This is a genomic window from Microbacterium sp. PI-SA-G, assembly GCF_057215335.1.
In genome coordinates, this window is sequence record NZ_CM170103.1 from 3099001 (window position 1) to 3122802 (window position 23802).

Annotated in this window: 21 protein-coding genes; 10 read left to right on the forward strand and 11 right to left on the reverse strand. The window is 70.5% G+C overall.

Annotation, left to right across the window (positions count from 1 at the left end; all coding sequences use genetic code 11):
- Window positions 1–79: 79 nt before the first annotated feature.
- The 3 genes from AC2D10_RS15225 to AC2D10_RS15235 all read right to left on the reverse strand — a co-directional run bounded on the left by AC2D10_RS15225 (window position 80) and on the right by AC2D10_RS15235 (window position 6607).
- Window positions 80–853, reverse strand: a complete 774-nt coding sequence (locus AC2D10_RS15225) for a DNA-formamidopyrimidine glycosylase family protein (protein WP_484708873.1) — start codon at window positions 851–853, stop codon at window positions 80–82.
- On the reverse strand, window positions 853–1749 hold the full coding sequence (locus AC2D10_RS15230) for an EI24 domain-containing protein (protein WP_484708874.1): 897 nt from the start codon (window positions 1747–1749) through the stop codon (window positions 853–855). Before AC2D10_RS15230 ends, AC2D10_RS15225 begins: the two co-directional genes overlap by 1 nt.
- Window positions 1750–1876: 127 nt before the next feature.
- A complete protein-coding gene (locus AC2D10_RS15235) occupies window positions 1877–6607 on the reverse strand; it encodes an Lhr family ATP-dependent helicase (protein ID WP_484708875.1) in 4731 nt (1576 codons plus the stop codon).
- A gap of 98 nt (window positions 6608–6705) precedes the next feature.
- Between AC2D10_RS15235 and AC2D10_RS15240 the strand changes: the two genes are divergently transcribed.
- Window positions 6706–7116: a DUF6157 family protein gene (locus tag AC2D10_RS15240; protein WP_484708876.1), complete on the forward strand. Its 411-nt coding sequence runs from the start codon at window positions 6706–6708 to the stop codon at window positions 7114–7116.
- A 21-nt stretch (window positions 7117–7137) separates the two neighbouring features.
- Here AC2D10_RS15240 and AC2D10_RS15245 read toward each other — a convergent pair whose 3' ends face one another.
- A complete protein-coding gene (locus AC2D10_RS15245) occupies window positions 7138–8844 on the reverse strand; it encodes an ABC-F family ATP-binding cassette domain-containing protein (RefSeq protein WP_484708878.1) in 1707 nt (568 codons plus the stop codon).
- Between the two features lie 241 nt (window positions 8845–9085).
- Window positions 9086–9763 carry an alpha/beta hydrolase gene (locus tag AC2D10_RS15250; RefSeq protein WP_484708880.1) on the reverse strand — a complete coding sequence of 226 codons (678 nt, stop codon included), beginning with the start codon at window positions 9761–9763 and terminating at the stop codon, window positions 9086–9088.
- Between the two features lie 73 nt (window positions 9764–9836).
- Here AC2D10_RS15250 and AC2D10_RS15255 point away from each other — a divergent pair, with 73 nt between their 5' ends.
- Window positions 9837–10439, forward strand: coding sequence for a DUF4916 domain-containing protein (locus AC2D10_RS15255; RefSeq protein WP_484708883.1), 603 nt, complete (start codon window positions 9837–9839; stop codon window positions 10437–10439).
- Between the two features lie 163 nt (window positions 10440–10602).
- Here AC2D10_RS15255 and AC2D10_RS15260 read toward each other — a convergent pair whose 3' ends face one another.
- Complete coding sequence (locus tag AC2D10_RS15260) at window positions 10603–11670, reverse strand: threonine aldolase family protein (protein ID WP_484708885.1); 1068 nt, start codon at window positions 11668–11670, stop codon at window positions 10603–10605.
- A gap of 95 nt (window positions 11671–11765) precedes the next feature.
- Here AC2D10_RS15260 and AC2D10_RS15265 point away from each other — a divergent pair, with 95 nt between their 5' ends.
- The gene (locus AC2D10_RS15265) at window positions 11766–13271 is read left to right on the forward strand and encodes an MFS transporter (protein WP_484708886.1); all 1506 of its coding nucleotides are present in this window, start codon (window positions 11766–11768) and stop codon (window positions 13269–13271) included.
- A 5-nt stretch (window positions 13272–13276) separates the two neighbouring features.
- On the opposite strand, the gene AC2D10_RS15270 is transcribed toward AC2D10_RS15265, so the two are convergent.
- Window positions 13277–13930 carry an SDR family NAD(P)-dependent oxidoreductase gene (locus AC2D10_RS15270; RefSeq protein WP_484708889.1) on the reverse strand — a complete coding sequence of 218 codons (654 nt, stop codon included), beginning with the start codon at window positions 13928–13930 and terminating at the stop codon, window positions 13277–13279.
- A gap of 1 nt (window position 13931) precedes the next feature.
- Window positions 13932–15383: a DUF6421 family protein gene (locus AC2D10_RS15275; protein ID WP_484708890.1), complete on the reverse strand. Its 1452-nt coding sequence runs from the start codon at window positions 15381–15383 to the stop codon at window positions 13932–13934.
- A 72-nt stretch (window positions 15384–15455) separates the two neighbouring features.
- Between AC2D10_RS15275 and AC2D10_RS15280 the strand changes: the two genes are divergently transcribed.
- Window positions 15456–15923, forward strand: coding sequence for an Lrp/AsnC family transcriptional regulator (locus AC2D10_RS15280; RefSeq protein ID WP_484708893.1), 468 nt, complete (start codon window positions 15456–15458; stop codon window positions 15921–15923).
- A 6-nt stretch (window positions 15924–15929) separates the two neighbouring features.
- Here AC2D10_RS15280 and AC2D10_RS15285 read toward each other — a convergent pair whose 3' ends face one another.
- A complete protein-coding gene (locus tag AC2D10_RS15285) occupies window positions 15930–16955 on the reverse strand; it encodes an ArsR/SmtB family transcription factor (protein WP_484708894.1) in 1026 nt (341 codons plus the stop codon).
- 45 nt (window positions 16956–17000) lie between these two features.
- Here AC2D10_RS15285 and AC2D10_RS15290 point away from each other — a divergent pair, with 45 nt between their 5' ends.
- The 3 genes from AC2D10_RS15290 to AC2D10_RS15300 are packed head-to-tail and all read left to right on the forward strand — an operon-like array spanning window position 17001 to window position 18683.
- Complete coding sequence (locus AC2D10_RS15290; protein WP_484708896.1) at window positions 17001–17363, forward strand: cupin domain-containing protein; 363 nt, start codon at window positions 17001–17003, stop codon at window positions 17361–17363.
- A gap of 17 nt (window positions 17364–17380) precedes the next feature.
- Window positions 17381–17671, forward strand: a complete 291-nt coding sequence (locus AC2D10_RS15295) for a DUF4287 domain-containing protein (RefSeq protein ID WP_484708897.1) — start codon at window positions 17381–17383, stop codon at window positions 17669–17671.
- A 37-nt stretch (window positions 17672–17708) separates the two neighbouring features.
- Window positions 17709–18683, forward strand: a complete 975-nt coding sequence (locus AC2D10_RS15300; RefSeq protein ID WP_484708898.1) for a 1,4-dihydroxy-2-naphthoate polyprenyltransferase — start codon at window positions 17709–17711, stop codon at window positions 18681–18683.
- Window positions 18684–18888: 205 nt separating this feature from the next.
- Here AC2D10_RS15300 and AC2D10_RS15305 read toward each other — a convergent pair whose 3' ends face one another.
- Both AC2D10_RS15305 and AC2D10_RS15310 read right to left on the reverse strand, forming a co-directional pair.
- Window positions 18889–19191: a DUF4229 domain-containing protein gene (locus AC2D10_RS15305; RefSeq protein WP_484708899.1), complete on the reverse strand. Its 303-nt coding sequence runs from the start codon at window positions 19189–19191 to the stop codon at window positions 18889–18891.
- A gap of 9 nt (window positions 19192–19200) precedes the next feature.
- Complete coding sequence (locus AC2D10_RS15310; RefSeq protein ID WP_484708901.1) at window positions 19201–20115, reverse strand: hypothetical protein; 915 nt, start codon at window positions 20113–20115, stop codon at window positions 19201–19203.
- 91 nt (window positions 20116–20206) lie between these two features.
- Between AC2D10_RS15310 and AC2D10_RS15315 the strand changes: the two genes are divergently transcribed.
- The 3 genes from AC2D10_RS15315 to AC2D10_RS15325 are packed head-to-tail and all read left to right on the forward strand — an operon-like array spanning window position 20207 to window position 23792.
- Entirely contained in the window at window positions 20207–21217 is a 1011-nt protein-coding gene (locus AC2D10_RS15315) for a glycosyltransferase family 2 protein (protein WP_484708903.1), read from the forward strand.
- Window positions 21214–22584 carry a polysialyltransferase family glycosyltransferase gene (locus tag AC2D10_RS15320; RefSeq protein ID WP_484708904.1) on the forward strand — a complete coding sequence of 457 codons (1371 nt, stop codon included), beginning with the start codon at window positions 21214–21216 and terminating at the stop codon, window positions 22582–22584. Before AC2D10_RS15315 ends, AC2D10_RS15320 begins: the two co-directional genes overlap by 4 nt.
- Window positions 22515–23792 (forward strand): cytidylyltransferase domain-containing protein, encoded by a 1278-nt coding sequence (locus tag AC2D10_RS15325; protein ID WP_484708905.1) that lies wholly within the window; start codon window positions 22515–22517, stop codon window positions 23790–23792. The genes AC2D10_RS15320 and AC2D10_RS15325 overlap by 70 nt, the downstream gene beginning before the upstream one ends.
- Window positions 23793–23802: the final 10 nt, after the last annotated feature.

Genomic DNA, 23802 nt, shown 5'->3' on the forward strand with positions numbered 1-23802 from the left:
TTCCTCCCCGTGTTCCGGTTCCCCCGGAGATAGAAACAACCAGGAGGGGGGCGGATTCATTCCCGCGGATGGATACTGTTCAGCGTTGACACGAGGGACACCAGAATGTGATGCGTTCACGGGTCGGATCGGCCCCCTGCTCACCCCGGCGGATGAGGGTTCCGCAGCGCCGACACGGCTTGCCCGAGCGGCCGTAGACCCACATCGCCTGACCGGGACGGTTGATGCCCGTGAACGTGCGACCGGAGCGATCACGGTTGGCCCGGATCGTGCGCACGCCCAGGTCGATCAGCGGAACGAGATCGACCTCCTGGGTGGGCGTGGTGGGCAGGATTCCGCGCAGGAACAGGAGTTCTGCCGCATACACGTTGCCGAATCCGGCGACGTTGCGCTGATCGAGCAGTGCGACATGGATGCTGCGGGTGTCGGTGCCGAGACGGCGCACAGCCTCTGTGGCCTCCCAGTCGGCGGCGAGCGGATCGGGGCCGAGATAGCCGACGAGCTGCTCTTCATCGCGGGTGGGGACGACCTCGATCTCGGCGATGTCGACGCCGACGGCCTCGCGTTCGGCGGTGCCGACGATGGCGCGCACCTTGAAAGCCGGATGCCTCCACTTCTCGCCCTTGCCGTAGATCAGCCACTCGCCGTCCATGCGCAGATGCGAATGCAGCGTGAACTCCCCGACGCGGATCAGCAGATGCTTGCCGCGCGCGACCGCGCCGTGGATCGGCTGACCGGTGAGATCGATGGTCGCCGCCTGCGGCACGCGCAGGTCGAACCGGGTCGCCTCCGCTCCGGCGAGGGCCTCGTCGAGGCGGCGCGCGGCGCGGAAGACGGTGTCGCCCTCGGGCATCAGCGGGGTCCGGTCTGAGGCGGGCGGGTGTCGGGAGTGCCGGCTTGGCCGTTGGGCAGGCCGCTCGGGAGACCCGGCGCGGGGTGGGTGCCGGGGGCACTGGAGCCGCTGGCGAGGCCCGGCGCGGGGTGGGTGCCGGGGGCGGCTGTCGGCGCGGCCGGGGGTGTCGCCCGCTGCATCATCGTGCGCGCGAGCATCGTCGACCCGGCGACCGCGGCGGGCATCACCGCGACGGCGCCTCCGGGAATGAGGAAGCACAGCTGGGTGGCGACGCCGAATCCGAGCACGCGCGCACGGCTTCCGCGGAACAGTGCCGCGCGGTCGAGCGGCGACAGGTCGCGGGCGTCGAACGCGCGGCCGGTGAGCTCTCGGGCCAGCAGGCGCCCCGAGAAGACGACGCCGAGGACGGGGCCGAGCAGTCCGCCGATCAGCGGGACGAAGCCGCAGAGCAGCACCAGGATCGCGATCAGAATGCCGAGCAGCACCAGCCGCAGGCCTTCGCCGATCGCGGTCCAGATGCTCCCGCCGTCGGCCGGGGGCGGATCGCCGAGGTCGACCTCGACCGCCCGCCAGATGCGCTCGTAGAAGGGGTCGCCGATCGTGAGGGTGAGGGCGCTGAACACCGTGCTCGCGAGTGCGAGGGTCGCCGCTATGACGACGAATCCGACGACGCTGCGCAGCAGGCCCTGCCACGGCTGCTCCCAGGTGTCGGCGAAAGGCGTGAGCCACTGCGAGATCGACGTCATGCCCAGGATCACCGGCAGCACGGCCGCCACCAGGACCACGAGGGTGATGATCGCCGGAACGAGCCCGAGGTTCATCAGGCCGGGCCGGGTGCGCCACAGGGCGAACCCGCGCAGCAGAAGGCGGACGCCGGCAGCGAACTCTCGGATCATGCTCTCAGCGTAGGAGACGTCGGCGCGGGGCTCGCGACTGACGGGCGATCGGGTGTGGTCGGGTGGTCGGGTATGCCGGCGTGGCCGGTGTGGTCGGTGTGGTCGGGTTGGTGGAGGAAGCCGGCATTCAGGTGACCTTGCGCAGGGTGTAGCCGCGCGGGGTGACGACGAAGCCGGACTCGCTCAGCGCGGTGGCGAGCTCGGTGCCGTAGACGCCGTCGCCGTTGACCTTCTCGACCGTGAGGGTCTCGAGGCGGCGGGTGCGGGCGGTGTTCGCGAGGTCAGTAGTGGCGGCGCGGAGCACGTCGGCGTCGTCGGTGAAGCACAGTACGGTGCGTCCGCCGCGTTCGAGGTACAGCACGAGGGTGCCGTCGACCAGCACGACCAGACCGCCCGCCTTGCGCCCAGGGCGATGCGAGACGTCGAGCTTGGGCCAGCCCAGCGCCGCACCGTAGGGGTTGGCCGGATCGGTGGCGGCGAGGGTCACGGCCAGCCGCGGCGGCGGGTCGGAGAGGCCCGCGAACGTGCGGAGCCGGTCGACGGTCGCAGAGGCCGCGAACTGCGCCGCCCCGAGCTTCTCGATCACATAGCCGCGACGGCAGTGCCCTGCCTCTTCAAAGCCGGCGAGCACGCGGTACGCCTGGGCAAAGCCGCCTGGCACGCCTTCGGACTGCACGGCCCCGCGGGTGACGACGCCGTAGCGGTCGAGCAGGAGTCCTGCCGTGACGGTGGCCCGGCGGGCCGGATCCGGCTCGACGGGCGGCAGCAGCGACCATCGACCGCCGATCGCGGTCGGTCGTGGTGCGGTGCGGGTCAGAGACATGCCCCGATAGGTGCGGGTGCGCGGGGCTTTGCGCTTGACGCGATGCGCCTGGGAGCCACCGGCCAGCAGCGAGCGGATCGGGGCGAAGGTGTCATTGGTGACGTGGCCCGACCAGGTCAGCGACCACAGCGCTTCGAGGACCGACTGCTCGTTCTCGGCGGCGGTCATGTCCTTCAGCTGTCCGGCGAAGAATGCGCCGCCCGCCCGCAGCGCCTCGATGAGTCGGGCCTCGAGCGAGTCGACGGCGATCTCTCCGTCGGGATCGGGGAGGGTGAACGGAGAGAGGTCGGCGGGGTGCAGCGAGACCCAGCCGTCGCGCCCGGGCAGCGTGCCGTGACCGGACCAGATCACTTCGCCGGCGGCGGTGAGCTCGTCGAGCATCGCCGGCGTGTAGTCGCGCACGCGGCTCGGCAGGACCAGCGACTCCCACGCGCTCGCGGGAATGGGGACCCCGGCGAACTGCTCGATGACGCTCATGACGCCGTCGATGCCCTCGAGCGGTCGGCGGATGTGCTGCCAGTCCGGCAGGAACCGGGCGTAGGCCTCGGGCGAGACCGGCTCGACACTGCCGCGGATCGCCGCGAGCGAGCGCATGCGCAGGCGGCGCAGCACTTCCGCGTCGCACCACTCGATGTCGTCGCCGCTGCCGGCTGCGGAGGGAAGGAAGTAGCCGCTCGTGAGCCGCCCGGCGTTGTCGAGGCGCTGCAGGGTGTGACGCGCGACGGCCGCGCCGATGCCGAAGCGCGTGGCGATCGCGTCGGTCGTGAACGGGCCGTGCGTGCGCGCGTAGCGGCTGACCAGGTCGCCGAGCGGGTCGTCGAGAGGTTCGAGGAACGCGACGGGGATGCCCGTGGGGAGCGCTGCGCCGAGCGCATCACGCAGACGGCCGGCATCTTCGATCGCTGCGACTCGAGTCACGCCGGCGATCGTGACGGAGATCGCGCGGCGGGCGGTGATGAGTGCGTCGAGGTGTGCGGCCGCGGTGGCCTCCGTGGCGGTGGCGGAGGCGGCGTCGGTGGTGCTGGTGTCGTTCTCGGTGTCGGTGTCGGTGTCGGTGTCGGTGCCGGTGCCCGTGCCCGTGTCGGTGCTCGTCGCGGCATCCGTCTCGGGGGAGAGTCGGACGGCCACTTCACCGGCGTCGAGCGGGCCGAGAACGCGCAGCAGGTCGGCGACGCCTTCGAGTCCGCGCGCCCGGCGATCCGGGTCGAGTCGCTGCGCCTCGCGCTCGAACTGGGCGATGACGTCGGGGTCGAGCAGTTCGCGCAGCTCGACCGTGCCGAGGAGTTCACCCAGCAGCGCCGGGTCGACGGAGAGCGCGGCGGCGCGTCGTTCGGCCAGGGGCGAGTCGCCCTCGTACATGAACGCGCCGACGTAGCCGAACAGCAGGTCTCGAGCGAAGGGGGAGGGCTGACCCGGCTGCGTCTCGACGAGGCGGATCCGGCGGTCGGCGATCGAGGTGGCGAGGCGCCGCAGCGACGGCAGATCGTAGACGTCCTGCAGGACCTCGCGCAGGGTCTCGAGGATGATCGGGAACGTCGGATGCCGCCGTGCGACCTCGAGGAGCTGCGCCGAACGCTGACGCTGCTGCCAGAGCGGGGAGCGCCGGTTGGGGTTCATGCGGGGCATGAGCAGTGCCCTCGCCGCGCATTCGCGGAAGCGTGAGGCGAACAGCGCCGATCCGCCGACCTCCTCGGTGACCAGCTGCTCGAGTTCGTCAGGGTCGAAGACGAACAACTCGGCGCCCGGCGGCTCGGCCTCGGCGTCGGGGATGCGCACGATGATGCCGTCGTCGCTCGCGACCGCTGAGCCTTCGACGCCCAGGCGCTCCCGGACGCGGGCATTGATGGCCAAGGCCCAGGGAGCATGCACCTTCATGCCGTACGGGGAATGAAGGATCACGCGCCAGTCGCCGACCTCATCACGGCCGCGCTCCACGGTGAGGGTGCGGTCGGTGGGAAGGGTTCCTGTCGCCTCGCGCTGCTCGGTGAGATGAGCCATGAGGTTGGCTCTCGCCTGCTCGTCGAGCCCGGCATCCATCAGGCGCTGCGTCGCCTTCTCGGGAGACGCCGCCGACACTTCGCGCGAGAACGCGCCCAGCGCCTCACCCAACTCGAACGGCCGACCGATCCCGTCACCGTGCCAGAACGGGACCTTGCCCGGCTGACCGTAAGCGGGGAGCACGTTCACGCGGTCGTGGGTGATCTCGGCGATGCGCCAGCTCGTCGTGCCGAGGGTGAACACGTCGCCCACGCGCGATTCGTAGACCATCTCCTCATCGAGTTCGCCGACGCGCGCTCCGGTGGACTCACCCGCCACGAAGACGCCGAACAGTCCGCGGTCGGGAATCGTGCCGCCGCTGGTCACCGCGATGCGCTGCGCCCCGGGTCGCCCGGTCAGGGTGCCCGCGTCGCGGTCCCAGACGAGCCGCGGGCGCAGCTCGGCGAACTCGTCGGAGGGGTAACGCCCCGCCAGCAGGTCGAGCGTCACCTCGTACGCGGAGCGGGGGAGCGACTGGAACGGGGCCGAGCGTCGCACCGTCTCGAACCAGTCCTCGACGCCGATCGCCCCGAGCGCACTGGCGGCGACGGTCTGCTGCGCGAGGATGTCGAGCGGATTCCGCGGCACCTGGATCGCCTCGATCTTGCCCGCCAGCATCCGCTCGGTCACGATCGCCGTGTGCAGCACATCGCCGCGATGCTTGGGAAAGAGCGCGGCTCGGCTGATCTCGCCGACCTGGTGACCGGCGCGTCCGACACGCTGCAGGCCCGACGCGGCGGATGGCGGAGCCTCGACCTGGATCACCAGGTCGACCGCGCCCATGTCGATGCCGAGCTCGAGGCTGCTGGTCGCGACCACGCACCGCAGCACACCGGACTTCAGCTCCTCTTCGACGATCGCACGCTGCTCTTTCGACACCGATCCGTGGTGCGCCTTGGCGAGCACGGGGTCCGCCCCGGCGGTCGCACCGGCCTGCGCCATCATCTGCGCGGGCACCGTCGCATCGGGCACGGGCACCCCGATGCGTTCCGAGTAGATCTCGTTGAGCCGCCCGGTCAGCCGCTCGGCCAGGCGGCGGGAGTTCGCGAAGACGATCGTCGAATTGTTCAGCAGAATGCGGTCGACGATCGCCTCTTCGACATGCGGCCACACTGACCCGGTCACCTCGGTGAACTCGGCGTCACCGGACTCTCCGGGCACTCCCGGCGGAGGCGGTGGATTCGTCATGTCGTCCATCGGGACGATCACTCCGAGCTCGAACGTCTTGGAGGCCGGGGGTGCGACGATCTCGACCGGCGCCGCGCCGCCCAGGAAACGAGCGACCTCGTCGATCGGGCGCACGGTGGCCGACAGGCCGATGCGCTGCGCCGGCTTCTCGGCTCCATACGAGGTGCGCAGTGCGTCGAGACGCTCGAGGCTCACCGCCAGGTGGGCCCCGCGCTTCGTGGCGGCGACGGCATGCACCTCGTCGATGATGACGGTGTGTACGCCGCGCAACGTCTCCCCGGCGCGGCTCGTGAGCATCAGGTACAGCGACTCGGGAGTGGTGATGAGGATGTCGGGCGGATCCGAGACCAGCTTGCGGCGGTCGCTCGACGTCGTGTCGCCGGATCGCACGCCCACCGTGACTCCCGGGGCGGGCATGCCGAGGCGCCGCGCGGACTGGCCGATTCCGATCAGCGGCGAGCGGAGATTGCGTTCGACGTCGACGCCCAGGGCCTTGAGCGGCGAGATGTAGAGGATGCGCGTGCGGGGCTCGTCGTTGTCGGTGTCGGCCTTCTTGACGCGCTTCGTCGGTGCCGTCTCGGATGCGGAAAGGGCGGGCTGCGGACGACGCTGGTGCTCGCCGAACACGCTGTCGATCGCCCAGAGGAAGGCAGACAGCGTCTTCCCCGAACCGGTCGGCGCCACCACGAGAGCATGCTTTCCCGCCGAGATCGCCTCCCACGCGCCGATCTGTGCCGGGGTGGGCGCGGCGAACGCCCCGCGGAACCAGTCCTGCGTCGCGGGGGTGAATCGTTCGAGCACGTCGCTCATGCCTCCATCTTCCCTGAGGCCACCGACATCGGGGTCGCTGCCAGGGCAACACATGAGGTGGGGGTGCGGATGTCGGCGGGCGGGTGCATGCTGTCCCCATGGCAGCGCACACCACGAACTACGTCGCGACCTTCATCGAAGTCGCCGAGGACTGTCCGGCCGACGACGCGATCGAGCCGCCGCTGAGCGAGAACCCGACCATCGCGGCGCTCCACTACCGGCTGATCGCCGAGAAGCCCTACGGGCGCACCTCCGACGACGTGGTGTTCGAGACGTTCGCGCTGCGTCAGGGCATCTCCGTCGACGACGTGGCCGCGCGCGAGGCCTACTTCGCCAAGGGGCAGCCGTGCCTGCGCTCGTCGCCGCTCGGCAAACGCTACGGATGGGGCCTCCATCACGATGCGGAGAGTCGAGTCGCGCTCGTTCCGCGCGGGTCCACCGAGTACGCGGCACTCGCGGCCGACCCCGCGCTCGCCCACACCCGGGCGATGCGGAGCCGGCGCGCGTAGCGGCCCTCCTCGGAGCAGAGTTCACAGCACGGTTTCGTGCAGTACCCCCTGTCCGTCGATCTCGATCGTCAGGTCGAGGTCGAGCCGGCGCAGGAACGCGTCGTCGTGACTGACGACCAGCACGGCTCCGCGGTAGGCCCGTAGCGCCTCGACGAGCTGATCGACCGTGTCGAGGTCGAGGTTGTTGGTCGGCTCGTCGAGCACCACGAGATGCGGCGCGGGATCGGCGAGCAGCAGCGTGGCCAGTGCCACGCGAAAGCGCTCGCCACCGGAGAGGGCTTCGACCGGGCGGTCCGCGGTCGCCCCGCGGATGAGGAAGCGCGCGAGTCGGTTCCGCAGCTCCTTCTCGGGCACGTGCGGGGCGACATCGGCGATGTTCTCGAACACGGACCGCTGCTCGTCGAGCCCGTCCACGCGCTGCGGGAGGTAGCCGATCAGGTGCGTGTGCGCCTCGGCGCGCAGCTCCGGCCGTTCAGTACTCAGCAAGATCGACGCGGATTCGGCCGATACCGCCCGATCTGCCCCGTCAGCTCCCGTTCTTGCTGAGTTGTGTGCAGCGAACCCGGTAGTCGCCGCCTCAGCACCGGCTACCAACCGCTGCAGCAGCGTCGTCTTGCCCACGCCGTTGCGCCCGATCAGCGCCACGCGCTCCGGCCCCTGCATCACCCACTCGCGCTCGCCGTCGCCGATCGTCGCGATGCGCCGACTGCGCGAGACGAACGGATCGGGCAGCTCGATCTTCATCGACGCGTCCGAGCGGATGCGCCGGCCCGCCGCGTCGTGCGCGGAGCGCGCAGCATCCTCCTTCGCCCCGACCTCGGTGCGCAGCTTTCCCGCCGACACCTCTGCCGCCATCTTGCGTCCGTGCGCCACGATCTTCGGCACGCGCTTCTCGGCTTCGGCCTTCTTCGCCGTACGAGACCGGTGTGCGAGCTTGGTCTCAGCCTCGATCCGCTGTCGCTTCTCTCGGCGCAGCGCCTGAGAGGCGTCGCGTTCCGCCTGGCGGGCAGCGTTCTGCTCGGCATCCAGCCAGGCGCGCCACTGGGAGTACGGCCCGCCGAAGACGCTCAGAGTCTCTCCGTACAGCTCTGCGGTGTCGTCCATCAGCTCCAGCAGCGACACGTCATGACTGACCACGATCAGCGTTCCCTTCCACCCGGCGACCATCGCGGCGAGCGAGGCGCGGGACTGGCGGTCGAGGTTGTTGGTGGGCTCGTCGAGCAGGGTGATCGGCGCGCGGCGAAGTCGGATGCCGGCGATGGCGACCAGCACTGCTTCTCCGCCGGAGAGCTCGCCGACGCGACGGTCGAGGATCTCCGGGGCCAGACCGGCCTCGGCGAGCGCACCCTCGGCACGCGCTTCGATGTCCCACTCGTCGCCGACGGCGTCGAAGTGGGCGGGATCGACGTCGCCCGCGGCGATCGCTCGCACGGCGTCGAGGGTGGTCGCGATGCCCAGCAGCTCTGCGACGCGGCGGTCGACGTCGAGCGTCAGCTGCTGCGGCAGGTAGGCGACGTCGCCGGTGATCTGGATGGCGCCGGCCGTCGGTGCGAGCACCCCGGCGATCAGCCGCAGCAGCGTGGATTTGCCGGAGCCGTTGCGTCCGACCAGACCGGTGCGCCCGGTGCCGAATGAGCCGGACAGCTCGTGCAGCGCGGTCGACCCGTCGGGCCAGGTGAAGGTGAGTCGGTCGAGGGTGACCGACGCGGAGAGGGCGGATGTTGACATGGTGTCTCCTGTCGAGTGCGAGGGTGCACTGACACCGAGCACGCGCGGAGGGGTCGGAAAAATCGACGCCTGCGAGGGCGGTGCGGGCCGTGAGAGTCGGCGATCGTCGGGTCAGCGCGCGGAAAGAGAGGCGCGGAGGCGACGGATCAGATCAAAGGACTTCCAGACACGGCGGACAGGACTCCACGACGATACCCGGGCGTGTCGTGGTGCGCAACACCCGGGCGTGTCGCTGTGCGTGTCAGGGAGCGGTCGGCGACGGAGCGGGCGCTGCGAGGCCGTCGATCCACTTGTCGAGGAACAGCCGCACGTCGGCGAGCTCGTCTTCGGAGATGCTGTGGGTGAGCCCGGGGTACACGCGCCCCGAGAGCTCGGAGTGGTCGGGGAGCCACTGCGCGGTGTGATCGATCAGCGCGGGCGGGATGACGTCGTCATGAGTGCCGCGCCCCCAGAACACGGGTGGACGCTGCGAGCGCAGGGCATCGTCTCCGGGCAGATCTCCCGCTGACGCGTAGCCGCTGAGCGCGACCACCGCGCCGAAGCGCTCGGGGTCGAGACGCAGTGCCTGCAATGCGACCGCGGCGCCCTGCGAGAAGCCGAGCAGCGCGATGGAGGGGGCCTCGGCGCCGACGGCATGGAGCCACCGCAGGAACGCCTCGCCCGCCGCGGTGACGGCCTCGGCGCTGCGGCCGTCGAGCCCTTCGATCGGGTACCAGGAGCGCCCGAGCATCGGCCACGGCGGCGCGAGCGGGGCGGCGACGGATGCCACGGCGAGACCAGTCGGCAGGTACGGCACCAGCCCGAACAGATCGTGCTCGTCGGCGCCGTACCCGTGCAGCAGCACCAGCAGCGGCAGCCCTGCACGCTCGTCGGTGGACCAGCGGGTCGCGGTGTCGTCGATCGTCAGCGGGGCGCTCATGTCACCAGTCTGCCAGGGGGTGCCGACACGCGTCCCGGTGCCGCTCTGCCGGTGCGGCTGGTAGAAATGAGACATGGCCGTCCGCACACCTGATCCTGATCCTGAGCCCGACGACGGCCTCGGCGGTTTCGAGGACGCGCAGCCGCCGTCGCGCGACGCGAACCCCGGGTGGTTGAGTGACATCGAGCTCGAAGAGGCGCGTCGTCATCTGCCCATGCTCTATGTCGAGGCGATCCCCGTGCGCACCGACGGCTCGGGGCAGGTCATCGAGATCGGCATCCTGCTGCGGTCCACGCCGCTCGGCGAGATGACGCGAACGATCGTCTCGGGGCGCGTGCGCTTCGGCGAGACCATCCGCGATGCCCTCTTCCGTCACGTCGAGAACGACCTGGGGCCGATGGCCTTCCCGCTGCTCCCGCCGCAGCCGCTGCCGTTCACGGTGGCCGAGTACTTCCCGATCCCGGGCGTCAGCGCCTACCACGACGACCGCCAGCACGCCGTGTCGCTCGCCTTCGTGGTGCCGGTCACCGGCACCTGCGAGCCGCGTCAGGACGCACTCGAGGTGACCTGGTTCTCTCCGGAGGCCGCGGCCTCCGACGCGGTGGCAGCCGAGATGGAGGGCGGCCGCGGCACGCTGATCCGTCTGGCTCTGGCGAACCTCGGCCTGCTGCGCTGACCTGACTCTCGCCCGCGGGCTTCCGCGGGGGCCGTTCCGCCGAGTGCACGGGATGCTGCCGAGTGCACGGCCTTTCGCCGCTGCGTTCCCGTGCACTCGACGACGAGCCGTGCACTCGGCGAGCAGAGAGGGCGGCGAGAAGGGCGCGCGCAGCGCGCGCGACTCAGCCGCGCGTGAGGCGCGAGAGCTCCGCGACGAACGCGTCGACGTCGGACTCCTCGGTGTCGAAGCTGCACATCCAGCGCACCTCGTTGCGCGCGGCATCCCAGTCGTAGAAGCGGAACGACTCGCGCAGCGCGTCGGCGATGCCGTCGGGCACCGTGGCGAAGACCCCGTTGGCCTGCGTGGGCTGGGTGAAGGCGACTCCAGTGATGTCGCCGGCGGCGATGTTCGCCTCGATCGAGCCGCGCAGGCGTGCCGCCATCGCGTTCGCGTGGCGTGCGTTGCGCAGCCACAGGTCGCCGTCGAGCAGCGCGACCAGCTGGGCAGACACGAAGCGCATCTTCGATGACAGCTGCATGTTGAACTTGCGGGAGTAGACCAGGCCGGCGGATGCCGTGGGCTCGAGCACCACGATCGCCTCACCCAGCATCGCGCCGTTCTTCGTGCCGCCGAAGCTCAGCACATCGACACCGGCATCGCGGGTGAAGGCCCGCAGCGGCAGGTCGAGCGCGGCGGCGGCATTCGAGAGTCGGGCGCCGTCGAGGTGCAGCTTCATGCCGCGCTCGTGCGCGTGGTCGGCGATCGCGCGGATCTCCTCGGGCGTGTACAGGGTGCCCAGCTCGGTGGACTGCGTGATCGAGACCACGAGCGGCTGCGCGCGGTGCTCATCGCCCCAGCCCCACGCCTCGCGATCGATGAGCTCGGGCGTGAGCTTGCCGTCGTCGGTGGGCACGGTCAGGAGCTTGAATCCGCCGATCTTCTCGGGGGCGCCGCCCTCGTCGACGTTGATGTGCGCGGTCGACGCCGACACGACGGCACCCCACCGCGGCAGCATCGACTGCAGACCCGTGACGTTCGCTCCGGTGCCGTTGAACACGGGGAACGCCTCGGTGCCCTCGCCGAAGTGCGCCTGCATGACCTCTTGCAGCCGCGCGGTGTAGGCGTCGCCGCCGTACGCTCCCTGATGGCCGTCGTTGGCCTGGGCGATTGCGGCGAGGACGTCGGGGTGGATGCCGGAGTAGTTGTCGCTGGCGAAACCGCGGATCTGGGGGTCATGCTGAATGCTCACCTCACCAGCCTATGGCCCCGGTTCGACGCCGGATCGCCGGGTGCGGGAGCAGGAGGGTCTTCCGCATGTCGGAGGCCCGTCTTACTCTCTTAGGCATGCAGCGCACGGCAGCGAAGACCGCCTTCGCGAACGTCCTCGTCAACACGTTGATCGCCAACGTGACGACGAGCTTTCTCTGGTTCGCTCTCACCTTCTGGGTCTACATCGAGACCCAGTCCGTGCTCGCCACCGGCATCATCGGTGGCGCCTACATGCTCTTCGTCGCCTTCTTCGCGATGCTCTTCGGCAGCATCGTCGATCGCCATCGCAAGCACACCGTCATGCTGCTCTCGAGCGTCATCTCGGCGGTCGCGTTCCTGATCGCCGGCATCATCTACGTCACGCAGTCCGAGGCGGTGCTGCTCGACCTCGGTGCCCCCTGGTTCTGGCTGTTCTCGGCCGTCATCCTGTTCGGCGGGGTGATCGAGCAGCTGCGCAACATCGCGCTGTCGACGACGGTGACCCTGCTGGTCGACGAAGACAAGCGCGCGAACGCGAACGGCCTGGTCGGCACCGTGCAGGGGCTTGCCTTCCTGGTCACGAGCGTGTTCTCGGGTCTGTCGATCGGCTTCCTGGGCATGGGGTGGACCCTGGCGATCGCGATCGGGGCCATGGTGGTCACCTTCGTGCACCTGCTCTTCATCCGCATCCCGGAGGGCACGCCCGAGGCCGATCCCGAAGCGAAGAACGCCCTCGACTTCCGCGGCAGCGTCCGAGCCATCCGACTCGCTCCCGGGCTGTTCGCGCTGATCATCTTCTCGACGTTCAACAACCTGATCGGCGGCGTCTACATGGCGCTGATGGATCCGTACGGGCTCACGCTCTTCGACGCCCAGATGTGGGGCTTCGCGCTGGCGTTCGCGTCTACGGGATTCCTGATCGGCGGCGGGCTCGTGGCCAAGTTCGGGTTGGGCAAGAAGCCCATGCGCACCATGCTGCTCGTGGTGATCGCGATGGGGCTGCTCGGCTCGGTGTTCATGCTGCGTGAGTGGTGGCCGCTGTACGTCGTGGGCATGTGGGTGTACATGGCGCTCGTGCCCCCGGTCGAGGCCGCCGAGCAGACCGTGATCCAGAAGGTGGTGCCGTTCGAGCGACAGGGTCGCGTGTTCGGAGTGGCCGCCGCGATGGAAGCCGCCGCCGCGCCGATCACCGCGTTCCTGATCGCCCCGATCGCCGAGTTCCTGATCATCCCGTACATGCGCACCGCCGAAGGGCGTCAGCAGTGGGGGTGGCTGCTCGGTGAGGGAGAGGCACGCGGCATCGCGCTGATCTGCCTGTTCGCCGGACTCATCATGGTGGTGGTCGCCACACTCGCGTTCTTCACGAAGTCGTACCGAAAGCTGACGGATCTCTACGTGCACGCTCCGGCCCAGCAGATACCCGAGGAGGGCGAGGCGTCCCGGACCGGCGATGCGCACAGCGCTGGCGAGGGCGATGCGCACAGCGCTGGCGAGGGCGACAGTGAGCCGCAGGGCTCGGCCGCAGGAGCCGACGGCGAAGCGAGTGCACGCCCCCGCGCCGACGCCCCGCCGATCGTGCCCGGCCAGCCGCCACTGGCCTGAGAAGCTCAGCCGTCGAGATCGATGACGCGGTCGTTGAGTGCGGCGGCATCCTCATCCCACAGAGCGACGAGCCGAGACGCCAGCGCGGAGGGCTCGAGGGCCTTCGCCCGGAAGACGACGGATGCCGCGCGCAGTGTCTCGCCGCGCTCGCGCGCCGACTTCGCGAAGCCCTGCGCCACCGCGCGCGTCCACGCCTCGCTCGCGGCCTTCACGGCGGCGTAGTTCGCGCCTCCGGCGAGAGGGCGGGCGACTGCGGTGGATGACACGATGGCGAAGCGTCCGGCATCCGACGCCTGCAGCGCTGCGTCGAAGGCACGGCTCGTCGCGCGCACCGCCTCGAGCGCCGGCAGAAGCGCTGCGAAGTCGGCGTCGGACTGGCCCGCGAGCCCGCCCCCACCGCGCCATCCGCCGACGAGCGGGATCACGGCGTCGACGCGTCCGTGCTCCGCCACCAGCCGCGCGGCGAGGTCATCCATCGACGACAGCGACGTGGCATCCGCTTCCGCTGTCTGCACGCCCGGCACCTCTGCCACGAGCAATGCAAGACGGTCCGCCGAGCGTCCGGTGACGACCACCCGATGCCCAGCACCGAGCAGCTCGCGGGCGGCGACGGCCCCGGTCGCCCCCGATCCGCCCGCGAGCACGATGACCCGGGTCACCTCAGACGTCCGTCCCGCGGATGCCGACCGTCGACTCGATGACGGGCTTCATCTTCTTGTCGAGCGCCTCGAAGAACATCGACAGCGGGAACTCGTCGTCGAGCACAGCATCGGTGAAGCCCTTGGGCGCACCCGAGAGAATCTCGTCCGACAGCCCGCGAGCCCAGTTCGACGCGGGGTGCGGGGTCAGCACACTGCGCACCAGGTCGTACGCCGCCAACCAGTGCGCGGTCTTCGGCCGGTCGATCGAGCGCCAGTACAGCTCGTCGATCGCGTCGCCGAGCGCGACCACCGCGTCGGGCACGCCGTTCCAGTCGAACGCCAGGCGAGTGTCGGTCCAGTGCAGCACCCCGCGCTGATGCAGCCAGGCGAACAGCAACTGCCCGCCGAGGCCGTCGTAGTTGCGCACTCGCGAGCCGGTGATCGCGAAACGGAAGATGCGGTCGAAGATCACCGCGTACTGCACCAGGGGCGCGTGCTCGAGCATCTCCTGCTCGGCCGCGTCGAGCTCGTCGCCCTCGGCGGCGCGAGCCGACAGCGCCCGCTCGATCTTCACGGACTCGCGGAACGCGGTCAGGTCGCACCGCAGCTCCTCGAGCGAGTAGAGGAAGAACGGCATGCGCTGCTTGATCATGAACGGGTCGAACGGCAGGTCGCCGCGCATGTGGGTGCGGTCGTGGATGATGTCCCACATCACGAACGCCCGCTCGGTGAGGGCCTGGTCGTCGAGCATCGCCGCAGCGCGCTCGGGCAGCTCGAGCTTCGTGATCTCGGAGGCGGCGCGGGTGACGCGACGGTAGCGGGCGGCCTCGCGGTCCTGGAAGATCGCACCCCACGTGAAGCTCGGCACCTCGCGCATCGCGACGGTCTCGGGAAAGAGGACCGCGGAGTTCGTGTCGTAGCCGGGCGTGAAGTCGATCAGGCGCAGCGAGACGAACAGCGTGTTGCCGTAGTCGCCGGCCTCGAGTGCGGCGATGAACTCCGGCCAGATGGTCTCGACGATGAGCGCCTCGACGAGACGCTCGCTCGAGCCGTTCTGGGTGTACATCGGGAAGACAACGAGGTGACGGATGCCGTCGACGCGGTGCTGCTGCGGCTGGAAGGCCTGCAGCGAGTCGAGGAAGTCGGGCACACCGAAGCCCTCTGCCGCCCAGCGCTCGAAGTCGACCACCGAGGCGGTCAGGTAATCGGCGTCGTGCGAGAACGCGGGGGCGAGGGCGCGGATGGCCTTGGTCATCGTGCCGACCAGTGCCGTCGCCGTCGCGCGCGCGGCGGAGTCCGTCGCGGCCTCGGGGATCGAGCCGTCCTTGACCTGCATCTCGCGGAGGGCGATCGCGGCAGCCTTCAGCTGCATCCAGGCGGTGCTGTTCTCAGCGACCGACGCGTCCTCGACGACCTCGGGTTCGCCGACGATGGCCTGAGCAGCGGAGCTGTGGGCGGAAATGATGGACATTGAAACCTCCGATCGCGCGGCATGCCGGAAACTTTCCGGTCATAACGGATTACTGACGGTAATCTTACATCTATGGATGACTCTGTCGACCGCGCAATCGTCGCGGAGATCGCTCGGGACGGACGCGCGACGCTGGCGCAGCTGTCGGACACCGTCGGCCTCTCGGTCTCGGCGGTGCAGTCCCGACTCCGACGACTCGAGACGCGCGGGGTGATCACCGGCTACCGCGCGATCCTCGACCCCGAACTCGTCGGCACACCGCTGTCGGCTTTCATCGAGATCACTCCGCTCGACCCCGCGCAGCCCGACAACGCTCCCGAACTCCTGGAGCATCTGACCGCCATCGAGGCGTGCCACTCCATCGCCGGCGACGCGAGCTACATGCTGTTCGTCCGCGTGGCCTCGCCGCGGGCGCTCGAGGAGCTCGTGCGCGACATCCGCACCGCCGCATCCGTCAGCACCCGCACGACGGTCGTGCTGCAGACCTACTACGAGCACCGCCCGATCCTGCCCATCGGCCCGGTGGACTCAGCCGAGTAGCGCGCCTCAGAGCACCGCGCCGACCATCGCCTCACCGAGCGGGGTGCGCAGATGGAGCATCCGCGCGCCGTCCCGTTCGCTTGTCATCAGCCCGGCGTCGCGCAGCACGGTGAGGTGATGCGAGGCGGTGGACGCGGCGATTCCGGCATCGCCCGCCACCTGCGACGTGGTGCGTGCGACGCCTGCGCGCAGCAGAATGCCGGCCCGCGCCGGACCGAGCAGAGCGCCGAGCGCCTGGGTGATCTCGGTCGCATCCTTCGCCCAGCCGGCGGTGACCCCGCGCGCGGGATAGAACAGTGTCGGCTGTGCGGGCGGCTCGGTCAGCACCATGCAGCCCCACGAGGCCATGACCGAGGGCACCAGCACCAGCCCGCTGCCGTGGCAGTCGACCAACTCGCTGTGGCGGCGCATCGCGACGCGCACGGCGCCGGCGCCCCAGGTGACCTGCGGATGCAACTCATCAGCCATGCGGGCGATGCCGGCGGTCGCGATCGTGCGGGAGCGGACGGCGATGTCGGCTCGCAGCAGGCGTTCGATCTGGGGCCAGACGGGGGCGAGCGCGGTCTCCCAGACGTCCTCCCACGCGTCCGCGATCATCCGACGCGCGCGGGAGGGGTGCTGCTGCATCTCGCGGAGCGCCTGCTGCCGGGAGCCGGTCGAGCGCAGCACCATCTTGCCGAAGTCGACGCGCATCGGCTCCAGTGCTGCGGCGCGAAGGGCGGCCAGCTCAGCATCCGGCGTCATGTCCCAGTGCGGGGCGGCGGTGAGGAAGTCGGGCATGTAGCCGTCGTCGCCGATCACCGCGGCCAGCAGATCAAAGCTGCGTCGGGGCAACCGTTCGCGCACCGCGCGAAGCCATCCCCACTGGAGCGGATGCTGCTCGGGTCGCCGCAGCACGCGCACGGCGTGCGCCAGTTCGTGTCCGGGCGAGATGCCGAAGCGCACGGCCTGGATGTCGCCCGGGCTCAACGCGAAGCGCACCCGGTGGTCGGGGTGCTCGATGCCCTCGACCGGCGCAGTGTTTCGATCCACGTCGAAACTCTAGGGTCCGGCGTCGTGGCTGTCGAGACTGGTGTCATGAACAGCACACCAGCTCGCGCCGGAGTCGTCGCCGCCGCCGACATCCGCATCGGCACGGGCCGCAGCCGTCGGTTCGTCGGCGCCGAGCACGGGGCCGACGTCTCGTACTTCTTCGTCGAGAACCAGCCGGGCGAAGGTCCGGGCCTGCACTGGCATCCGTACTCCGAGACATGGGTCGTGCTCGAGGGCACCGTCCGGATCACCCGGGGCGACGAGACCCTCCTCGCCGAAGCCGGAGACACCGCGACCGTGGCCGCGCGCGTGCCCCACGGCTTCGTCAACGCCGGCACCGGCGTGCTGCGCATCCTCTGCATCCACGCATCCGCCATCATGATCCAGACGTTCCTCGACGAGGACTGAGCACACAGGAGAACACGATGTCCTTCCAGGCATACCTCGACAAGGTCGAGACGCAGACCGGCCTCACCCCGCGACAGTTCATCGCATTGGCCCAGGAGCAGGGGTTCGACGCCACCACGAAGTCCACCGTGGTCCTCAACTGGCTCAAGCAGGAGCACGGACTCGGGCACGGCCACGCCCAGGCCATGGTGCACGTGATCCTCAAGGGGCCCAAGATCGACGCGAAGCATGTCGGCACGGGCAGCTCGCACAGCGACAAGACCGACACGCTCTGGCTCGACGGCAAGGACAGCAACCCGAACCCCTGACCGGTCGCGCATCGCCCCGGCCAGTAGGATTCCCTGCGTGGCAGCATCCTCCGAAAGCAAGAAGAAGAAGTCGGCCGCCGGGCACGCGCCGGCCCGCACGAGCGGCAACCCCGCGAAGCGTCCGATCGTCGAAGCCGGGCCGGTGACGGCATCCGACTGGATCGGCGCCGCGCGTCTGCGCACGCTTCCGCTGGCGATCGCCCCCGTCGTGATCGGCACAGGAGCGGCGCGCAGCACCGAACCCGAGCTTCACTGGGTGATCGCCCTCGCCTGCCTCGCCGTGGCGGTGCTGCTGCAGATCGGCGTGAACTTCACGAACGACTACAGCGACGGCATCCGCGGCACCGACGCGAACCGCGTCGGCCCGGCCCGGCTGACGGCATCGGGTCGGGTGCGACCGCGCACGGTGCTGATCATCGGCCTGAGCTTCTTCGCGCTGGCCGGGCTCGCTGGGCTCGCGATCGTGGTGCGGACAGGACAGTGGTGGATGCTGGCCGTCGGCGCCGCGTGCATCGTCGCCGCCTGGTTCTACACCGGCGGCAAGCGCCCCTACGGATATGCGGGGCTCGGGGAGCTCTTCGTCTTCGTCTTCTTCGGACTCGTCGCGACCCTCGGCACCACGTGGGTGCAGATCTTCGACCTGCCGCAGCAGGCGTGGCTCGGCGCGATCGCCGCCGGCCTCTTCGCGTGCGCCGTGCTGCTCGCCAACAATCTGCGCGACATCGACCAGGACCGCGAGGTCGGCAAGCGCACGCTCACCGTACTGATCGGCCGCCGCGCGACCCAGGTGCTCTTCACGCTGTTCGTGCTCGTGCCGTTCGGGATCGCCGCGTTCCTCGCGCTGCTGTTCCCGATCGCGTGGCTGTCGCTGCTCGCCCTGCTGGCCGGGCTTCCGGCGATTCTCATCGTCTGGACATACCGTCAGCCGCGCGAACTCGTCGTCGCGCTGGCGCTGACCTCGCTGACGTCGCTGCTGTACGCCGGCGCGCTGTTCTGGGCGTTCGTGGGCTGAGTCGCGCGGGGGCCGGCTGGCTGGCCCGTTTCCGGGTTCGCGGGGACGCATATGGCCGCATCCCACAGCCGAAAGCGGCCATATGCGACCCCTGCCCGCAGGGGCGTGGGTGCGAGGGGACTCACCTGGCCGCATCAAGCCAGGGGATCAGGCCGTTCATGACCCCTCCAGCCCCCACACCCCAGAACGAGGATGCGGCGCGGCGTCAGCCTCGCGCGGACCCGGCGCCGTCCGCGTCGGGGCGATCGATCACGGCGTCTTCGGCCGCGGCATCCGCTTCGCCGGCGGTCTCGCGGCCCTGACGGCGCTGGTGCAGCTCGGCGGAGGCCTCGGACAGTGGTCGACGCAGGAAGAGCAGCGAGATGCTGGTGCCGATCAGCGCGGCGAAGACCGCGGCGAGCCACCAGAATTCGCGGAAGATCGGGAAGAAGAACCAGAGGATCGCGAGGGGGATGAGGAACGCCAGCAGCCGCAGCACGGTGTAGACGAGGAGAGGTGCAGGCTTCACCCGACCAGTCTACGCGCGGCTTCGCGGGCCTCGGTCGAGACCCAGACGGGCGAACGGGATGCCGCGCACGACGCGATGGCGGGGGTGCTCGCCGAGCGTCCAAAGCATCTCGGCGTCGGGGTCGAGCGCCAGATCCTCGCACCCCACGGGCAGGGGGAACGGATGCGGGGTCAACTCCGCGCGGCTTCCGCTCCACAGCCGCCCCGGCTGCATCAGGTTCGACTGCGACACGAAGTGCTGCGCTCCCCACCGCACCACCCCCTGCATGCGGGGGATGCCGGGGGAGAAGCGGTCGTGCTCCTCGAACATCCCGTCCGGGCCCGAGGGGATCGCGAACTCCGCGATGCGCCCCTCGTCGTCGCGGCGGTATTCGCCGATCAGCACACGCGGCTGCGGGGTGCCGTCGTCGTCGAAGACGCGTCCGAGAAACGAACAGCGCAGCGCGACCGGATGCACCCGCGATCGCACGGCCACCAGCGCGGTGCTCGGCAGTCCGCGCCCCGACCGCCCCCGCATCCTCCGGGCCACCGCGCCGCGCACCCGCCGGATGTCGCCGAGATCGAACTCCCACACCCCCTGACCGGTCGCCGCGACGAACAGGCGATCGTCGAACCAGGCCAGTCCGCCGGTGTGGATCGGCGCGGGCTGCAGCTCGCCGTCGTCATCGGTGAACGCGAGCGCGATGTCGATGTGCCGCGAGCGCTCCGGATCGATCAGCACCACGCGCGACGCCAGGTGCGTGCCGGTCTTGTCCTGCCGGAACCAGCTGACCGCGAGGGTGCGCTCGCCGCGCCACGACCCGATGTCGATGCCCTGCGGGTACCACGCGGTGGTCCAGGCGCGTCTCGTGAGCCACCGGAGATCGGCGGTGTCTCGCAGCCGACGCCGCATCGGTCGCCAGTGCGCACCTCCGAACCAGAACATCTGTCCATCGTCGCCGATCTGCGGCTCCCGGTGCGCCAGGACACCCCGCGTTCACCTCTGAGCCGCCATCCGGCAACGCACGCCTGCAACCATGCCGACCACCGTCCACCCCGGGAGTTCCGTGCGCCGCCCCCTCATCACCGTCATCCTTCCTGCGAAGGATGCCGGGGCCTACCTCGCCACCACGCTCGAGACGCTCACCCGCCAGTTCGACGATCCGGCCGCGCTGCAGCTCGTGGCGATCGACGACGGCTCGCGTGACGACACCGGAACGCTGTTCCGCCGATACGCCGATCGCTTCCCGCACGCGGAGGTCATCGTGAACGCCGAGCCACGCGGGCTCGCGAGCGCCCGCAACCAGGGTCTCGCCCGGGTGCAGGCCGACGCGTTCTGCTTTCTCGACGGCGACGACTGGATGCAGCCGCAGCGACTGAGCGTCCTCGCGGCCCGGCTGCAGGACCTCGACGCCGACTTCCTGCGCACCGATCACGTCACGGTGCAGGACGGTGCCCGCACGCTCGTGCGAGCACCGCATCCGTGGCGGGAGCGGCTCGCGTCTCCGCGCGAGGCGATCCTGCCCGAGACCGAGACGACGATGGTCGACTACCCGTTCGCGTGGGCGGGCGTCTTTCACCGCCGCGTGCTCGATCGCGGCCTGGCGGAGTTCCTGCCCGGACTCTTCACCGCCGAGGACCGCCCGTGGATCTGGCGGCTGCACCTGCAGGCCGAGTCGTTCGCCGTGGTGGATGCTCCGGCGCTGTTGTACCGGCGGGGTGTGAGCACCTCGCTCACCCAGGTGCGCGATCGGCGTCAACTCGACTTCGCCCGCGCGATGACCGAGGTCGTCCGGATCGTGGAGCAGGATGCTGAGGCGCAGCGGTTCCTGCCGAAGGCGGTGTGGACGGCGCTGGCGCTCAGCTCGCATCATCTGGTGCGCTCACGCAGGATGAACCCGGGGTTGCGCGCCGAGATGCGCGCCGGCATCCGCGGACTGCTCGGACGGCTCCCCGAGGAGCAGGTGGCTGCGGCGGTGAGTCGTCTCGACGGCCCCCGGCGTCGGGTGCTCGCCCGCTCGCTGCGCCAGGCAGGACACCGCGCATGACCCAGCTGTTCGCTCTGCACAGCGCGTACGGTCTCGCGACCGCCGTCGCCGCGATCGACGAGGGACTCCTCGACGACGGATCGGGCGAGCCGGACCGGCTGCTGGTGCCGTTCGTCTCGTCGCGCGTTCCGGAGACGGTCGTCGGGATCGGCGACGACCCGGACCTGGGCTCGCTGCGCACGCGCTTCGACCGGATCGAGGACCTCGACGCACTGCTCGGGCCGCTGCATCCGAGCGGCTGGGACCCCGCGCCCGCCGACCTGCCCGTGCTCGAACGCCTGCTGACCCGCGCCTGGGGCCTCGACCCCGACGACCTCGAACTCCTCGTGCAGAGCCCGCAGGTCGCCCCGGCCCGCACGCTCATGTCGATCTTCCCGCGCGCACGACTCACGATCGTCGGCGACGGGCTGATGACCTATTCGCCGATGCGGGTGGCGCTCGGGCACACCGTGTCATCGCGGATCACTCGGGTCGTGCACGCCGACGTCGTGCCGGGCGTTCGCCCGCTCGCGGGCGGCACGACGGCGGCCACCATCGCGGTGCCGCCCGCAGCCTTCGCCCGCGTGTTGCGCGAGACCGACCCCGGGCACGCGGTCACCGACGACCGCGGCCGGCCGCTCGACGACGGCACCCCCACCGCGCTGGTGCTCGGGCAGTACCTCTCAGCGCTCGGGCTGATGACGCCGCGTGAAGAGGTCGCTCTGCAGCTCGACCTGATCGACGAGGCCGCGCGATGGTCACCCGCGCGCATCGTGTTCAAACCGCACCCGGCCGCACCGCCGCAGCTCACCCATGCCGTGCGTGAGCAAGCACTCGCGCAGGGGCGCGAGTTCGTGGAGTACACCGGTCCGCTCGCGGCCGAACTGCTCGCGCAGCGGATCGGCGCGGTGGGCATGGTCGCCGGATTCTCGACCGCACTGCCGACGGTGCACACGCTCTTCGGCACGCCGGTCGGATCCCGCGGAGCGGCGTCGATGCTGCAGCGGCTGACCCCGTTCGAGAACAGCAACCGCGTGCCGATGATCATCGTCGATGCGCTCACCCGCGATGACTCGCCCTACACCGACCCCGTACGGCTGCAGCAGCTGATCGACGCGGTCGGATACGCGATGCAGCCCGAGAACGCGGCGCATCTGCGGGGGCGCGCAGAGGCATTCCTCGCGGATGCGGACCCCCGCGAACGCGACCGGTACTTCGCCCCCGCACGGCTGTCGGCCTTGCGGCTGCCGGGTGCGCCCGAGCAGGGTGTGCTGCAGCGTGCGCTGACTCCCGCGGGCGGCACCGGGCGCGCCGAGGAGTGGCGACTGACGATCCACGGTGCGCGGCGACGAGCCGGACGCGCGTGGCGAGCGATACGAGGACGATGATGATGACGACGACAGACACGTCACGCACGGCAGGCGCGACAGAGGCGACCGACGGCCCCCGCCGCCGCACCGTGGCGATCATCCCCGCCCGCGGCGGGTCGAAGGGCGTGCCGCGCAAGAACCTGCAGACAGTGGGCGGGGTGCCGCTGGTGCAGCGCGCGATTCACGCGGCGCAGGCGGCCGACGGCATCGACCTCGTGGTGGTCTCGACCGACGACGCCGAGATCGCGGCGGTCAGCGCGGCGGCCGGGGCCCGGGTCATCCGTCGCCCGGCGGAGCTCGCCGGCGACACCGCCTCGTCCGAGAGCGCGATCCTGCACGCGCTCGACGAACTCGCGCAGCAGGGCGAGACGTACGACGTGGTGGCGTTCCTGCAGGCGACCTCGCCGTTCATCCCGATCGATGCGCTCGCCGCCGCGGTACGCGAGGTGCGGGCCGACCGGGCCGACAGCGTGTTCTCGGCGTTCGAGACCTACGGATTCCTCTGGCGCCGTGGCGATGACGGCGCAGCGATCGCGATCAACCACGAGGCGTCGCACCGTCCGCGTCGGCAGGATCGCGAGCCGCATCATCTCGAATCCGGGGCCTTTTACGTGTTCCGCGCCGGGGGCTTCCGAGCCAGCGCGCACCGCTTCTTCGGCCGCATCCGCATCGCCGAGGTGCCCGAGTGGAGCGCGATCGAGATCGACGACGAGCACCAGCTCGCCATCGCCCGCGCGCTGGCCGGGCGCCACGAGACTCCGGCGGCGATCCCCGTCCGCGCCGTCGTGACCGACTTCGACGGTGTGCACACCGACGACACCGCGATCATCGATGCCGACGGCGGCGAGCGCGTGCGGGTCAGCCGCGAGGACGGCATGGGGGTCGCGCTGCTCCGCGCCGCCGGCATCCCGCTGCTGATCCTGTCGACCGAGGTGAACCCGGTGGTGCGGGCTCGCGCCGAGAAGCTCCGGGTGCCGGTGCTGCACGGCATCGCCGACAAGGAGCAGGCGCTGCGCACCTGGGCGACGGAGGCCGACATCGCCCTCGCCGACATCGCGTACCTCGGCAACGACGTGAACGATCTCCCCGCGATGCGGATCGTGGGGTGGCCGGTGGCGGTCGCGAACGCGCACCCGCTGGTGCTCGAGAGCGCCCGGGTCGTGCTCCGCCGCACCGGCGGGAACGGTGCCGTCCGCGAGCTGGTCGAACGGGTGTTGTCGAGCTGACCGGTGCCGG